A 15,079-nucleotide genomic window follows, 5' to 3' on the forward strand; every position below is an offset into this window, starting at 1 on the left:
CGCGACGACCAGCCCGATCCCCGCCCCGCCCCCGATCAGCAGCGTGCGTCGATCGATCGTGGGGAGCGTCGGAGAAGCCATGGCCAAGCTCTATCGCGCGGGGTCGCGCACCGCCAGTTCGCTGTGCGGTCGGTTAGGGGTGCTTTGGGTGTAGAAGCGTTGGCGGATCGGCCGATGCGCGCCACAAACGACGACGCCGCCCGTGAGGGCGGCGATCGAAAGCTCTGGAAAAGGCACAAAAAARCCGCCTCGGGTTATCCTGAGACGGTTGTGTATGTGTGAGTTTGGTTGCGGGGACCCGCAACCAACTCGACTTGCGTCAGCACCGCAACCATATCCTGACCATACGTTTCGCGGCGGAATCTACCTCCTACAACGCTCTTTTTCGAGCTTCCGCATAGAGCATGAATAGCAAATGCTGGTCGCTTCCTCGGCTCAACACTCGTTCATCAGAGCCAGAAATTAGTGGTGGCGGCGAGCGCTATGGCGGAGAAGAAGACCGTCTGGCTTAGATAGTAGCCAGTAGCGACGCGGCACCAGTCACTCAGGCGGCTAAACATGATCTCGAAGCGGCTGCGGCTTCGCGCTTATGAGTTTACAACCTAGGATTTCATGGTGCTTCGTATGTCAGTCTCGGCGTAGCAGCCTAGCCTGCCATCTGCCCTAACGACACCAAGACTATACCGCCCTCGCCTTTGCCGATCGCCCGTGCAAGGACGTCGCGACTTATGCGCGAACCCTGCCGTTTCGGAATACATTCGTTCGATCAGGCTCTAGTGTCGCATAGTAACGGCTCATTGTTCGCAACCCAACCCTGATGGAACAGGCAAACGGTTCGATCGGCATGCTCCATCAGGGTCTACCCCGTCTGACAGCTACAGTGTTTCCGTAGCTCCGAACCGGTCATGGTTTTTGGGAAAATGATTTCGGGAACAGTTTGCGAGAGGACGAGGGCAACCAATCGTTCCCGATGGCCGATGATCGCCCAACGCGACACATCGGTCCTGAATGACTTCCCCAATCGATAACGCTGCGGCCCGATCGTCCGGCATCTTAAGGGCTCTGCAATTAGAATAGCTGCTCGATTCCAGCGAAAATGCCACGACCACGTGCAAACTGCGGTGTGCCGCCTCCCAATGACGTCCCGTCGCGTAGCTGATACCTTGCATTGAACGCGTTGATCAGGTCCAAGCGCAGGTTGAGAGGTTTGCTGGCAAGACCGGACAGGCGGTACAGGCCGGCGATGTTAATCTGGACATAGTTTGGCAGGGTCGCGTCATTGACCGTGCCGCTCGCGCGCGTTGCTCGAACACCGCTTCCATAAAGCATGTCACCCAACAAGCGTAGGCGACCTAAGCGGTAGGATACGCCTCCCGAGGCAGTTACGGTCTGACTCTGGTCGATCGGAACATAGCGCGTGGCGATGTTGGCGAGGTAAGGCGCATCGAAGCGCCCCCGGCTCGATACGATGTCGCGGCCTTCGCTGCGCGCAATGCTGAGATTGGACCATGCGGCGAAGGGACCGTTCGCATAAGTCATGGTGAACTCGACGCCTTTGCTGCGCCCCGATGCGAAATTGTAGAACAACTGCTGTGATCCCTGCCCGAACGGAGCGTCGACCAGCATATTGCGGGAGCGCCTGATATAGCCATCAATGCCGAGGCTCAGACCACCGCCCGTTCGTTGCAGGCCAATATCGTAATAGTCATCCGTCTCGGAACGTAGCGGGCCCCCTGCGTTTCCCCCGCCGCTCTCCGCTAGTGTCAACGCCCCCTGCGCTGCGGGAACGAAATACCGGGCGTATCCGCCGTGCACGTCGATCCCGCCGCCTGGCGACCAAATGAGATTTAGGCGTGGGCTAAGACGATCGCCACCACCGGTGCCGCTGACGTGATCGAACCGTAGCCCGCCATTGACGACAACGCCGTCGAGCGGTCGCCATTCGTCCTGCACGAACCCCGTTGCGGTCGTCCGGCGCTCGGTCGAGTGCTCCGTCTCCACTGGAGTAGATGACACAGTGCGGCCGCCATCGAAGCTAATGACTGCGCCGCTGCGAAGCGTATGTCGCGGGCTTACGACATAGGCCGCTTCGATCTGCAAACCTCCAGTCAGGCCACTGGTCTCGGCCGCCTGAATGAGGCTCGGCGCGATGCGGTCCCCGACCTTATTCAGCCGCGAATAGCGCGCGAACGCCGATGCCTGCAGCGTCAGGTCGCTGGCCGTCCGCAGAATGCTTGCAAGCGCGTAGTCGGCATTCTGGGTCTCTGTTCCGTGCGGAGCCGGATCAGTAGCCAGGGCGGGAAGCTGGAAGTGTTCGTTGGAAGTGCCGAGGATCAGCGAAACGCGTGTTTGGTCATCGATAATCCGATCGAGATAGCCGAATCCATCGAACTGCTCGGTCCTGTCATGCGCGGGGATCGCGCTCCGATCAGGTGCTGACAGTCCAACATCGTTGTGGCGATAGCTACCCGAGACAAACAGATTCGTTTTCCCGAACGCCCCGCCATATTCAAATGCTGGCTCAATCTCGCTCTGGCTGCCGCCATAAATCTCAGCCTGTCCGCCCCGATCGAACACCCCGCTTTTGGTCGTGATATTCACCACGCCGCCTGCGTGAAGCCCATATTGGGCCGGAAGCGCTCCGGCAACGAGCGTGACGCGATCGACGAAACGCGCGCTTAGGCTTTCCCCCAGGTCGCTCAACCCATCGGGTACGATGACGTTGTTGATGCGGTATTGCAGATCGCCCTGCGCACGGACCCGGAGCGAACCGTTACCCGACTGGGTGACGCCTGGTGCTTGAAGAAGAATCTGGGCGAGGGTCGTCGTCTCCCCGCCTGGACGTTTTTCAATCGCATCGTTGGTCAACGTATAGGTCGAAGCGCCCAGGACTGGATCGACCGCAGCCCGCGCCTTGTCAAGCCGCTCAGCCTGCACGACGATATCGCCGACCGGTGCTGGACCATCATCGCCATCATCATCATCGCGCTTGGCGGTTGCAGGTGGAGCGACGGGCGAGGCTGACACGGCGATAGGTATCGACGGCGACGACGATATGGCAGGCGTTAAGAGTGCTACGGGCGCTTGCGTTGGTGCAGGACGAACAGGTTTGTCGTCATCACCGTCATCGTCATCCCGACGAAGAGCAGAATTGCTCTCGGGTTTTGCTGGAGACGAAAAATGGTGGCTCGGCCTCTTGGCGGTGCGGACGGGTTTGTCATCATCGTCGTCCCGGGATTGCGCGGCGTGGGCGAAAGCTGGGGCCAGCGTCGTCAGTGACGCCGATGCGAGTAGCAGTGAGACGATACGCAAAGATGTCATTGAAAGCCCGTGCCGCTAGAAGGAAGGTCTTCAGGGCCTGTGGCGGTGTTCGTTTAAGGCAGTTTTATAGACGGCCGAACTGTCCCGGCGGAGAAATTAAATGCGCGTACTAGTGGTGGAGGACGAGCCGCGAATGGCCGAACTGATCGTCGGCATCATAGATCGGGCGGGGTTTGTCGCTGATACCGTGCCTGGCGTGGCGGACGCAGATCATGCCCTGGAATTCCTTCCCTACGATGCGGCTGTGCTGGACCTCGGCTTGGCCGATGGCGACGGCCTGACGCTGCTGGCCCGGTTACGTGCTCGGCGGTCAGGCCTGCCGGTGCTCGTGCTGACAGCGCGTGACACGCTCGATGATCGCGTCGCCGGGCTTGATGCCGGCGCGGACGATTATCTGATCAAGCCATTTGCCGGCGCTGAACTCGTCGCCCGATTGAAGGCGTTGCTGCGGCGACCTGGCCATTCGCTGGGCGTGATGCTTGAAGCAGGAACACTGACGTTCGATACGATCGGGCGGGAAGCCAGAGCGGGCGGCACGGCCTTGCCCCTAGCGCGTCAGGAACTGGCAATTCTCGAGCATTTGTTGCGTCGCTTCGGCCGCGTAGTGCCAAAGGCGCTCCTTGAAGAAAAGCTCTATGGCGACGGCGGCGAGCTGGAATCGAACGCGATCCCGGTTCATGTCCATCATCTGCGAAAAAAGCTTTTCGACGCGGGTGCCGGGTGCACGATCCACACCGTTCGTGGGGTCGGCTATTTTCTAACGGATGGTATTACGGAGTGAAGCTGTTTCGGAAGGGTTCGTTGGAAGGACGCTTGGTCGGACGGCTCGCCGCGTTGAGCATCGTCGCCATGGTCGTCGGCTTCGCCGGGTTGGTGATCAAGGCCTACCGGATTGCCCATGGGCTCTCCGAGGAGGGGCAAGCAGACGTATTCGTCGAAGAATTCATGAAGGAGGCTGCCTGGAGCTTTCCGCTTTTTGCCGCCGTCGTACTTGCGACGGTTGTCGTGACAGTGCGGACCAGCCTCGCGCCGCTCAAACAGGCATCTAATCGTGCAAGCCGGATCGACCCTACTTCGCCTGGGGTGAGGCTCGACAATGTCGGCGTACCAAACGAATTGCTATCGCTGGTCGCAGCGATCAACGAGGCGCTGGACCGGCTTGAGCGCGGGTTCGAGACGCAGCGCCGCTTCACCGGGGATGCCGCGCACGAGCTGCGCACGCCGCTCGCCATTTTGACGTCCGGGTTGGAAGCAATGCCGGAGAGTGACGAGGTGCGCCGCCTCCGTCAGGACGTGATGCGGATGACGCGGCTGGTGGAGCAGCTCCTTCGGATCGCACGGCTCGACGCCCTGCCGATCGACACGCGCCCCACGGTCGACCTGGGAGAAATCACAACAGCAGTGGTCGAGCAGCTTGCGCCATGGGCGGTAGGATTGGGGTGCACGATCGCGTTGGAGCCACCACCTGCGCCCATTGTAATCTCGGGCGATGCCGATGCACTTGCCAGCGCGGTCCGCAATCTGATTGAGAATGCGGTTCATCACACGTTGGCCGGGACCGAAGTGGTCGTTGCGGTCAATGCTCCGGCACAGGTTCGCGTGACTGACCATGGACCCGGAATTCCTGAATCTGACCGCGCAAACGTGTTTTCGCGTTTCTGGCGAGCGCCCGGCCAAGCACGAACCGGAGCCGGTCTTGGCTTGGCGATCGTAGCGCAGGTCGCACACGCGCATCGCGGTAGCATTGGGATTGAAGATGGACCGCAAGCGGGCGCGAATTTTGTTCTGAACCTGAAGCCGAGCAGCCAGTAAACCAAGCGTCGCTCGTCACCGCTGAAGAGCCATGATTTTAAAACCCGCCCGGCACTCGGGCAAGCTCTCGGTGGAGGAAGCATGAAAACGCCTATGTCGCCAGGTCTATGCCGCGCCGTGCGAACGGTCGCGCTGCTCAACCTTGGCTATTTCGGAATTGAGTTCGCTGTCGCGCTGACCATCGGTTCGGTGTCGCTGTTCGCCGATAGCGTCGATTTCCTTGAAGACACATCGGTCAACCTGCTCATCCTCGTCGGGCTGCGGTGGGCTGCGCGATCACGTGCGAAGCTCGGCATGGCACTGGCGGGCATTCTGCTCGTGCCGGGCATAGCAACACTATGGATGGCTTGGTCGAAGTTCACTGTGTCCACCGCGCCCAATCCGGTCCCCCTGACGCTTACCGGCCTGGGCGCGCTTGCGGTCAACTTGACCTGTGCCTTCATGCTCTCCCGCTTCCGCCATCATAGCGGAAGTTTGACGCGGGCGGCGTTCCTGTCAGCGCGCAACGATGCGTTCGCCAACGTGGCGATCATCGCGGCCGGCTTGGTCACAGCTACGGTCTGGCGCTCTGCCTGGCCTGACCTGATTGTGGGGCTTGCTATTGCCCTAATGAACATGGACGCAGCGAAAGAGGTTTGGGAAGCTGCTCGCGAGGAGCATCGCGCCACTACATAATCGCTTGGACCACCTGCATCGGTTGATTGCTGTACGTATCCGGTGCCGAGAGTTTCCATTTTCATGTTTGCTGACGGGTTTGGAAAGCCGTTCGCGTTCCTAAAACTCGATCCCATTCGAGAATGCCTCGGCCTTCCGATTTGGCGGCCCTGATCGAGAAAACCCGTCTTGGCGATTTGCTGGCCAATTGCTCGCTGAGCTGTCGTCACCAGCCTATCCGCCACGCCGCTACCACGAAGGTCTTTTTAAACAGGCTCGTTCGGTTTTGACCCTGGGGGCGGTCGAGTAACTCTTAGCCGTATGAACTATTCGGCCAAATGTTCGATGATAGGGCAATCGGGGCGATCATCCCCGTGACAGGACTGAGCAAGTTCAGTGAGTGATCGGCGCATGGCTTCCAGGGCGCGGACCTTGCGGCCCAGTTCGGCAGCGCGCGATTGCGCCAAGGCCTTTACTTCGGCGCTCGACCGCGCCCGATCAGACCAAAGCCCGAGCAGCGTTCGGATCTCCTCGATCGGAAACCCGAGGTCGCGAGCATTTGCAATGAAACGAAGGCGATGAACGTCGGCATCCGAATAGTCCCGGTAGCTCCCGCGCCGCGGTGGCGCTGGCACCAAACCGATCTTCTCGTAATGGCGGATCATGCGCTGCGAGACGCCGCTGGCATCCGATGCCACCCCGATGTTCATAGCTTCACCGTGTTCAACCGCAGCGCGTTGAGGACCACGGTGAGGGACGAGAGCGCCATCGCCGCGCCAGCCAGCATCGGCGAGAGCAGAATGCCAGCCACGGGGTAGAGCACCCCGGCCGCGACGGGCACGCCGATCCCGTTGAACAGGAACGAGAAGAACAGGTTCTGGCGGATATTCCGCATCGTCGCGTGCGCGAGCTTGCGCGCCCGTACAATGGCTGAGAGATCGCCGCGCGTGAGCGTTATGCCGGCGCTTTCGATCGCCACGTCCGTTCCCGTGCCCATCGCCAGGCCTACATCAGCGGCTGCAAGAGCGGGAGCATCGTTGATGCCGTCGCCAGCCATCGCGACTTTGGCACCGCTCGCCTTCAGCTCGCCGATAATTCGCACCTTGTCCTCCGGGCGCAGACCGGCGCGCACGTCATCGAGTCCGCCGACGGCGCGGCCGACCGCATCGGCAGTCGTTTGATTGTCACCGGTCAGCATAATGACGCGGAGGCCCTGCTGGCGGAGTGCGGCAATCGCCTCTTCGGCGTTGGCGCGGACCGGATCGGCGACCGCGAGCAGGCCGGCAAGAGCGCCATCGATCGCCACCAAGATTACGCCTGCACCCTCGCCACGATGACGATCGGCATCGGCATCGAGCACCTTAGAATCAGCGCCGATCCGGCTCATTTGCACGGCGTTCCCGATCACGACCGAACAGCCATTGACCTTGGCGCTGACCCCTAGACCGGTTTGCGAGGCGAAGTCCGTGACCGTGCCGAGCTGCAATTCTCGATCATTGGCGGCAACGACGATCGCGTGTGCGAGCGGGTGTTCGGATTGCCCTTCGACGGCCGCAGCAAGCGCTAGCAGGTCGTTCTCTACGATGGTGCCGATCGTCTGGACCGCGATGAGCTTAGGCTTGCCTTCCGTGAGCGTGCCCGTCTTGTCGATGACCAGTGTATCAACTTTTTCTAGCCCCTGTAGCGCTTCCGCGTTCTTCACCAGAACGCCGGCCTGAGCCCCGCGGCCCGTCCCGACCATGATCGACATGGGCGTAGCGAGACCCAGCGCGCAGGGGCAGGCGATGACGAGCACGGCAATGGCATTGAGCATAGCGTGGCCCATGCGCGGCTCAGGACCGACCAGCGACCACACCACGAACGTCGCGATAGAAACCAGCACGACCAACGGCACGAACCAGCCAGACACCTGATCGGCGACTGCCTGGATCGGGGCACGGCTGCGCTGCGCGTCCGCGACCATGCGGACGATCCGCGCCAGCATCGTATCCGAGCCGACCGCGCGGGCTTCCATGACGAGGCTGCCCGTGCCGTTGACCGTTCCACCCGTGACGGCCGCCTCGACCTCCTTGAGGACAGGGGCAGGCTCGCCGGTGAGCATGGATTCATCGACCGAGGAGCGTCCCTCAACCACCACGCCGTCAACCGGGATCGCATCCCCGGGACGAACGCGTAGCCGATCACCGGCCGCCACGTCGGCAAGGCTGACTTCCTCCTCGGACCCGTCCGATCGCACCCGGCGCGCCGTCTTGGGGGCAAGATCCATGAGGGCGCGGATCGCGCGTCCCGTCGCCGCTCTGGCACGCAGTTCAAGGACCTGTCCGAGCAGCACCAGCGCCACCACTACCCCGGCCGCCTCGTAATAGACCGGGACCACACCACCGTGCATGCGGAAGGTCGGGGGGAAGATGCCAGGCGCGATCGTCGCGACCAGGCTGTAAAGGAAGGCAGTGCCGACCCCGATCGAGATCAGCGTAAACATATTGAGATGGCGGGTGCGAAGCGAGGTCCATCCTCGCTGAAAAAACGGCAAGCCTGCCCACAGTACGATCGGTGCGCTGAGCGCGAGCTGTACCCAAGGCGATGCGGCAGGACTGACCACATGGACGCCGAGCATTTCTGCGACCATCGAGATCGCCAGCAGCGGCACGGCGAGCACGCCCGCCACCCACAGCCGACGCGTGAAATCGACCAGCTCGGGATTAGGCCCATCATCGAGCGACGGTTCTTCCGGTTCGAGCGCCATGCCGCAAATCGGACACGTTCCCGGTCCCTCCTGACGGATTTGCGGGTGCATGGGACACGTCCAGATAGCCCCCGGCGTCGCCGTTGGCGCAGGCTTCGGCTTGTCGCCGAGATAGGCGTCAGGGTTGGCGACGAATTTGGTCCGGCAACCGGCGCTGCAAAAATGATAGGTTTGGCCGGCGTGCTCGGCATGATGCGCCGTTTTCGCCGGATCGACCGTCATGCCGCACACCGGGTCCGTAACCGTCGCTGCGCCTTCAGAGACCTTGTCGCCAGCGCAGCAACCTCCAGCCTGAGGGTGACGCTCGTCGTTTTTCGCCGTCTCGGGAGGCCCCTCAGCCGCTCCACCCGAGCAGCAGGCCGCTGGCGCGGGAGAGACAGTCGCGGCCGCAGGCTCCGTGGTACTCTGCCCGGAACAGCCGCACCCGCTGGCTTGAGACGTATGGGAATGAGGGTCGTTCATGGCGTGAGACTCCTTCTACCCGAGGGCATGTAGGGTCTAACATCGTGTCAAGGTCAAGCCCGCCTACCTAGACTCTACGCGGCCGGGGTCGGTTGCCCTTGGAAACAAACGGCAGTGGTCCGCCGATTGATCCATCGGAGCAGGAGGCCGGGAGCCACGAGGACCGCCCGGCCGATCCTCACATCGCCGATGCAGGGGGAGCGAGGGTCCCCAGCCAGGCGACGAGTCCGAGGACGACGACGATGCACCCGGTCTCGGTTACGAGGCTCGCGCGCAACGTACCGAGAGCCCTGCGATGATCTGCACTGGCGATCGATCGCTCGAAAGTCGGCGTCAACCGAAAGCGGTTGAGGGCGGCAAGACCGAGCATAACTGCAAACAACACCAGCTTGGCGAGCAGGAGCCGACCATAGAGCGACTTGCCGAGGTCCGTGAGGTGGTCGACACCGACCAACATCCAGCCGTTGATCAAGCCGGTGATGACGATCGTAGCGACCACGACCGTTCCGACTATCCCGAACCCGTACAGCGCGCGGTGCGTGAGTTCGAGGTGTGCTGCATCGAACCGCGCAGCGGGCCGCGAGACGAGAAGGATCAGCCCGAACAAGGCCCCGACCCAAATCGCCGAAGCGACGAGGTGCAGAATATCGGCACCGAGGTGAACCCAGCCGATCGCGGCGTCATCCATCGCACCGTGCCCGGTCCATGCCAGCGTGCCGATCGCAACGACGCCGCAAAGCGCGACGATGCACAGCCAGATTCCGTGGCGGGCAATCATCATTGCCGCCACACCTGCGACAACGAGCACGACCATGCGGAGCTTCCAGGCCGCCCCGATCGCAGACCCGGTGAGCAGCGCGCCGATCGCTTCGCGATCGATCGGCCACGCTGGCGTTCCCGCCATCGAGGAGGCCATCAGCACGATCCAGGCGGCCGAGAATAAGAGGCCGAGGGCGGCGCTGCCGACCAGCCATGCGCGCAGCGCGAGCGCATCACCGCGCTCGTCAGCTCGCAGCCCATAGATGCCGAATGCAGCGAGGCCGAACAGCGCCGCCAGCGTCAGGTAGAGCGCGAAGCGGATGCCGATCAGCGACCAATCGGTCATCGTCTCACTTCACCGCAAAGGCATAGCTTCCGGCGACCTTGTGCGTGTCTGTCGAGACCACCTGCCATGCCACGCTATAGCGGCCGTGCGGGAGCGAGCCGTTGGGAGTGACGATCAGTGTACGACCATCAGGCCCCAGTTTTGCTACGCTGGCCATCTTCATGGCGGCCATCCCGGGCATTGCCGCCATAGTCAGCTCGGCCTTGGAAAAGGCTGGCATCAGCTTTTCGCTGAAATGCAGCTCGATATGCGTCGGCCTGGCAACGGTCGCATTTGCGGATGGGCTCGCAGACAGCAGTTTGGGGTGCGCGTAGGCGGTGCCGGCGAGGGCAAGGCTTGCGGCAGTGGCGATCAGGACAGGGAAGCGGCGCATGGATGGCTCCTTCGTAATAGGGACTATCCTTCGTTACGCGCCCCAATCGACTACCCCTCGAAAGGTCGTGTTGAGGGATTGGGCTACGGCATGCGTAACCTATGCTAGAGGAGTGGAGTGAACGACATGGATGACCTCGACGCAGTGTTGACGAGGATGGCGCACGCTCCCGTGCCCGCCAGCCTCGACGGAATGGAAGCCAGGGTGCTTGCGCGCATCGCGGCGCGGCCAGCGGCGCGAGCCGGCACCGGCATCGGCGCGGTGACGATCGCCGTAGCGCTCGTCATGGGCGTATTTGGCGCTGGCTTTCCAGCCAGAGAGGCCGGGGCTGTGTCTGCGCTCTCGCCACTCGGGCCAATGTCGCCGCTCGCCCCGTCGATCTTGCTTGCCGGCGCGCCATGAGCGGTCGCGTCCGGCTGATAGTGTGCGTGATCGCCTGCTTTGTTGCGGCGATCGGCGGTGTGTTCATCGGGCGGGCACTTCTCCCCTCGCCGGTGCAGCCCGGCGCGGAGCTGCACGAAGTGCTGCATCACAAGCTGGCGCTGGACGCAGACCAGCAGGCACGCCTGCAAGTGCTGGAACAGCGCTTCGCGGTCCAACGCCGCGCCTTCGAGCTGGAGTTGCGGGCCGACAATGCCCGTCTCGCGGAGGCTATCGAAGTCGAACACGGCAACGGACCGCGCGTTGTCGCGGCAGTCGATCGGAGCCACGCTGCCATGGGCGAGCTCCAGAAGGCGACGCTCGCGCATATATTCGCCATGCGACAGCTTCTCCGGCCGAACCAGACCGGGCAGTTCGACCAGGCGGTGGTTAAGGCGCTCACCGACGATCAGCGTTGAACCTCGACTGGACCTCGCTCACCGAGGCCGAGCTTGCGACGCTCAGCATCGCGGGGCGGGAAGCGGCCTTTGCCGAGATCATGCGTCGCCATCGGCAACCGATTTTCCGGATGGTCCGCGCCTGCGTCGGTGAATCCGACGAGGCGCTGGACCTGTTGCAGGAGACCTTCGTCGCTGCCCACCAGGCCATGCCACGTTACGATGGCAACCGGTCGATGCGTGCGTGGCTTTCCACGATCGCGCTCAACAAATGCCGTGATTGGGGACGCAAGCGGACCGTGCGCCGCTTCCTCTCATTCGCGATCCCGGTCGGCATCGAGGCCGAGGCGGTTACGGACGATCAGGTGCCGATCGACGACGCCGCCAGCGATCGGCAGGAGCTGGACCGGGTGACGCGCGCCATTGCTGCCCTCCCCGTTGCCTTGAAGGAGCCGCTGGTGTTGCGGACGATCGAAGGCTTGAGCCAGGCGGAAACCGCTGCAGTGTTGTCGATCAGCGAGAAGGCTGTGGAAACACGGCTCTATCGCGCACGTGCCAAGCTGCTCGAGCAATTAGGCGATCGTTGAGGGGTAGCACGACGCACCGCGTATCAAGGCTAGAGGGACATCCCCGATCGAAAGCCTTGAGGATCGTATGAGCCGCATTATCGACCGCCGCCAGATGCTACGCGGTGCCGCCCTTGCAGGCGGCGGACTCGCGCTGTCGGCCTACATGCCGGCATGGGCGCAGACCAATTCGGCAGGCATCATCGCGCCGCTGCCGACCGTCACCGGCAACGACATTACGCTCCGCATCGCGCGCCAGACGATGATGATCGATGGTCGCGCGTCCAAGGCGATCGGCATCAACGGCACCGTACCGGCCCCGCTGATCCGGTTGCGCGAGGGGCAGACCGTTCGTCTCAATGTCATCAACGATCTCGACGAGGACAGTTCGATCCACTGGCACGGACTGCTCGTTCCCCCGCAGTTCGATGGGGTGCCCGGCATCTCGTTCCCCGGCATCAAGCCCCGTTCGAGCTTCCTCTACGAGTTTCCGATCCGGCAGAACGGCACGTATTGGTATCACAGCCATTCCGGGCTTCAGGAACAGCTTGGGCATTACGGGCCGATCGTGATCGATCCTGTCGGCGCCGATCCGGTGCAGTCCGACCGCGAACATGTCATCGTGCTGTCCGACCACAGCCAGCTCAGCCCCGCTACCATCTTCCGCGACATGAAAGTCGACCCCGGTCACTTCAACTATCAGCGTCAGACCCTCGCCGGCCTGCTTTCCGGCAAGGATCAGCCGCTCAAGGACCGCGTGGATTGGGGCAAGATGCGGATGGACCCCACCGATATTTCCGACGCGACCGGCCCCGCCTATACCTATCTCGTCAACGGTCACGGCCCGCGCGACAACTGGACCGCGCTGTTCACGCCCGGGCAGCGCGTGCGACTACGCGTCATCAATGCATCGTCGATGACAACCTTCAATGTCCGCATCCCCGGTCTCAAGCTCAGCATCGTCCAGGCTGACGGGCAAAACGTCATGCCGGTCGAGGTGGACGAGTTCCAGATCGGTGTTGCCGAAACCTACGACGCAATCGTCACTCCGATCGACGACCGCGCCTACACGCTTGTCGGCGAGGCAATCGACCGATCCGGCCTGGCGCGCGCCACCCTGGCCCCGCGCCCCGGCATGGCGGCCGAGGTTCCTGCGCTTCGTCCGCGCCCGCTCGCGACGATGAAGGACATGGGCATGGATATGTCGTCGATGGGCGGCATGGATATGTCGAGCGGCGGGATGCGCGGCCCCGACCCGACCAATGAGAAAAACCCGTCCGCCGGTCTCACCACCCCCGGCGCCGGCACGGCCGCAGGCGCGATGGCAATGGGCGGAATGCCGCAAGACGGCACAATGTCAGGGATGGATCATTCGGCGATGAACCACGGTGCGATGGCGGCGGGCGGCAGCGCGGGCGAAATGGCGGGGATGGACCATAGTTCGATGGGCGGCCAGCAGGGCATGGCCGGCATGGACATGGGGTCCATGAAAATGCGCGACTTCTCCAAAGCCCCGCAGGTCAAGAAAGGACCGGGTGTCCAGACGATCTCGCCGATGCCGATGGATCGCACCGGCGACCCCGGTCAGGGGCTTGAGAATGTCGGCCACAAGGTGCTGGTCTACCGGGACTTGATGGCGCTGGAACGCAACCCGGACGTGCGGGCTCCCAGCCGCAGCCTCGACATTCACCTGACCGGCAACATGGAGCGCTTCATGTGGTCGTTCGACGGCGTGAAGATGTCCGACATGATGGAGCCAATCCCCTTCCTCGAAGGTGAGCGCGTGCGGATCAACCTCATCAACGACAGCATGATGGGGCACCCGATCCATATCCACGGCCACTTTTTCGAGCTGGTGACGGGGCACGGCGATCATGCGCCGCGCAAACACACCGTCATCGTCCAGCCAGGCGGCAAGGTAACGTGGGATTTTACTGCCGATGCGGTCGGCGATTGGGCGTTCCACTGCCATCTCCTCTACCACATGCACGCCGGCATGATGCGAACCGTGAGTGTCCGTCCGCGGGGAGACGCCGCATGACGCGCCTCCCTCCCCTGCTGGCGTCGGTCGCCATGCTCACCCTCGCGGCTCCGGTCGCTGCGCAGTCGATGCAGGGCATGAACATGCCCAGGATGACGATGCCGGCTCAGAAGAAACCTGCGGCCAAATCGTCCGCGCCAGCCAAGCGCGCCAAGGCAAAGCCCGTTGCCGCGAAGCGCAAGGCGCCCGCGAAAGCCACGGCTGACCCGATGGCCGGCATGGCGGGCGCGTCCCAATCCATGCCGGGAATGGAGATGCCCGCGAGCGGCCAAACGGCTCCACAGGGCGCTCAGCAGGCAATGCCGGGGATGAATATGTCCGGCGACCAGCACAGCGGCCATGATATGCAGGCCATGCCGGGCATGGTCGGGATGGCGATGCCCGGAATGGAGCAGACCGGCACGGCGCTTACTGCCGGGAATGCACCGGCCCCCGCGCCGCCGATGGATCATTACGCCGATCGTCAGTTCGCGCCCGCCGATATGGCGAAGGCGCGGCACGACATGATGTTCGAGCAAGGCGGCCAGCCCTTCTACCAGGTCATGTTCAATCTTGCCGAATATCAGGCACGCCAAGGCCGCGACGGATATCGTTGGGATGGCGAGGCGTGGTTCGGCGGTGACATCAATCGCTTGTGGCTGAAGAGCGAGGGCGAGGGCGCGTTACGCGAGGGTGTCGAAAATGCCGAAGTCCAGGCGCTCTACAGTCGAGCCGTCGGTCCGTACTTCAACCTTCAGGCAGGCGTCCGCCACGACTTCCAGCCGTCACCCAACCGCACCTATGCAACCGTCGGGTTCGAGGGTCTTTCGCATTTTATGTTCGAGGTCGAGGGCGCTTTGTTCCTGTCGACCAAGGGGGATCTGCTCGGTCGCCTCGAGGGGTATTACGACCAGCGCATCACACAGCGGCTGATCCTTCAGCCGCGGGTCGAGTTCAATCTATCGGCGCAGGACGTGCCCGAAAACCGGCTTGGCGCGGGGCTGACCGACGCCGAGCTGGGGCTCCGGCTTCGCTACGACATCCGGCGGCAGTTCGCGCCCTATATCGGCGTCTCCTATGTCGCACAGACCGGACGCACCGCCGATTTCACCCGCGCCGAGGGCAAAGATCCGACCACCACCAGCTTCGTAGCCGGTGTGCGGGTGTGGTTCTGACGATGAAAGACGCGGGGGCGCAAATAG

General features: G+C 62.9%; 13 protein-coding genes and 1 pseudogene. 8 read left to right on the forward strand and 6 right to left on the reverse strand.

The genetic code is table 11. From position 1 onward, the window contains the following. Positions 1–449: 449 nt before the first annotated feature. Positions 450–584, reverse strand: a pseudogene (locus EAH76_RS24645) (IS5 family transposase); the annotation flags it as partial. A 484-nt stretch (positions 585–1,068) separates the two neighbouring features. After that, positions 1,069–3,027, reverse strand: a complete 1,959-nt coding sequence (locus EAH76_RS21445; RefSeq protein WP_140852313.1) for a TonB-dependent receptor plug domain-containing protein — start codon at positions 3,025–3,027, stop codon at positions 1,069–1,071. 394 nt (positions 3,028–3,421) lie between these two features. Here EAH76_RS21445 and EAH76_RS21450 point away from each other — a divergent pair, with 394 nt between their 5' ends. The 3 genes from EAH76_RS21450 to EAH76_RS21460 all read left to right on the forward strand — a co-directional run bounded on the left by EAH76_RS21450 (position 3,422) and on the right by EAH76_RS21460 (position 5,808). Then, positions 3,422–4,102 (forward strand): response regulator, encoded by a 681-nt coding sequence (locus EAH76_RS21450; RefSeq protein ID WP_140852314.1) that lies wholly within the window; start codon positions 3,422–3,424, stop codon positions 4,100–4,102. Then, on the forward strand, positions 4,099–5,133 hold the full coding sequence (locus EAH76_RS21455; RefSeq protein WP_140852315.1) for a sensor histidine kinase: 1,035 nt from the start codon (positions 4,099–4,101) through the stop codon (positions 5,131–5,133). Before EAH76_RS21450 ends, EAH76_RS21455 begins: the two co-directional genes overlap by 4 nt. Before the next feature lie 81 nt (positions 5,134–5,214). Beyond that, on the forward strand, positions 5,215–5,808 hold the full coding sequence (locus EAH76_RS21460) for a cation transporter (RefSeq protein WP_206667920.1): 594 nt from the start codon (positions 5,215–5,217) through the stop codon (positions 5,806–5,808). 305 nt (positions 5,809–6,113) lie between these two features. Here the strand turns inward: EAH76_RS21460 and cueR are convergent, their stop codons facing one another. The 4 genes from cueR to copC form a co-directional block, all read right to left on the reverse strand. Next, positions 6,114–6,497: a Cu(I)-responsive transcriptional regulator gene (gene cueR / locus EAH76_RS21465; protein WP_140852316.1), complete on the reverse strand. Its 384-nt coding sequence runs from the start codon at positions 6,495–6,497 to the stop codon at positions 6,114–6,116. Next, the gene (locus EAH76_RS21470) at positions 6,494–8,764 is read right to left on the reverse strand and encodes a heavy metal translocating P-type ATPase (RefSeq protein WP_140852317.1); all 2,271 of its coding nucleotides are present in this window, start codon (positions 8,762–8,764) and stop codon (positions 6,494–6,496) included. Before EAH76_RS21470 ends, cueR begins: the two co-directional genes overlap by 4 nt. Before the next feature lie 409 nt (positions 8,765–9,173). Beyond that, positions 9,174–10,100: a copper homeostasis membrane protein CopD gene (gene copD / locus EAH76_RS21475; protein WP_140852318.1), complete on the reverse strand. Its 927-nt coding sequence runs from the start codon at positions 10,098–10,100 to the stop codon at positions 9,174–9,176. A 4-nt stretch (positions 10,101–10,104) separates the two neighbouring features. After that, a complete protein-coding gene (gene copC, locus EAH76_RS21480) occupies positions 10,105–10,473 on the reverse strand; it encodes a copper homeostasis periplasmic binding protein CopC (RefSeq protein WP_140852319.1) in 369 nt (122 codons plus the stop codon). Positions 10,474–10,599: 126 nt separating this feature from the next. On the opposite strand from copC, the gene EAH76_RS21485 reads away from it, so the two are divergent. From EAH76_RS21485 to EAH76_RS21505, 5 genes are all read left to right on the forward strand, one after another. Beyond that, entirely contained in the window at positions 10,600–10,875 is a 276-nt protein-coding gene (locus EAH76_RS21485; protein ID WP_010165215.1) for a hypothetical protein, read from the forward strand. Next, positions 10,872–11,312: a periplasmic heavy metal sensor gene (locus EAH76_RS21490; protein ID WP_140852320.1), complete on the forward strand. Its 441-nt coding sequence runs from the start codon at positions 10,872–10,874 to the stop codon at positions 11,310–11,312. Before EAH76_RS21485 ends, EAH76_RS21490 begins: the two co-directional genes overlap by 4 nt. Continuing rightward, positions 11,309–11,878, forward strand: a complete 570-nt coding sequence (locus EAH76_RS21495; RefSeq protein WP_140852321.1) for an RNA polymerase sigma factor — start codon at positions 11,309–11,311, stop codon at positions 11,876–11,878. Before EAH76_RS21490 ends, EAH76_RS21495 begins: the two co-directional genes overlap by 4 nt. 67 nt (positions 11,879–11,945) lie before the next feature. After that, positions 11,946–13,898, forward strand: a complete 1,953-nt coding sequence (locus EAH76_RS21500; protein WP_140852322.1) for a copper resistance system multicopper oxidase — start codon at positions 11,946–11,948, stop codon at positions 13,896–13,898. Further along, positions 13,895–15,052, forward strand: coding sequence for a copper resistance protein B (locus EAH76_RS21505; protein WP_140852323.1), 1,158 nt, complete (start codon positions 13,895–13,897; stop codon positions 15,050–15,052). Before EAH76_RS21500 ends, EAH76_RS21505 begins: the two co-directional genes overlap by 4 nt. Positions 15,053–15,079 lie beyond the last annotated feature (27 nt).

It is taken from the genome of Sphingomonas glacialis, from assembly GCF_006439055.1.
GTDB classification, from domain to species: Bacteria; Pseudomonadota; Alphaproteobacteria; order Sphingomonadales; family Sphingomonadaceae; genus Sphingomonas; species Sphingomonas glacialis_A.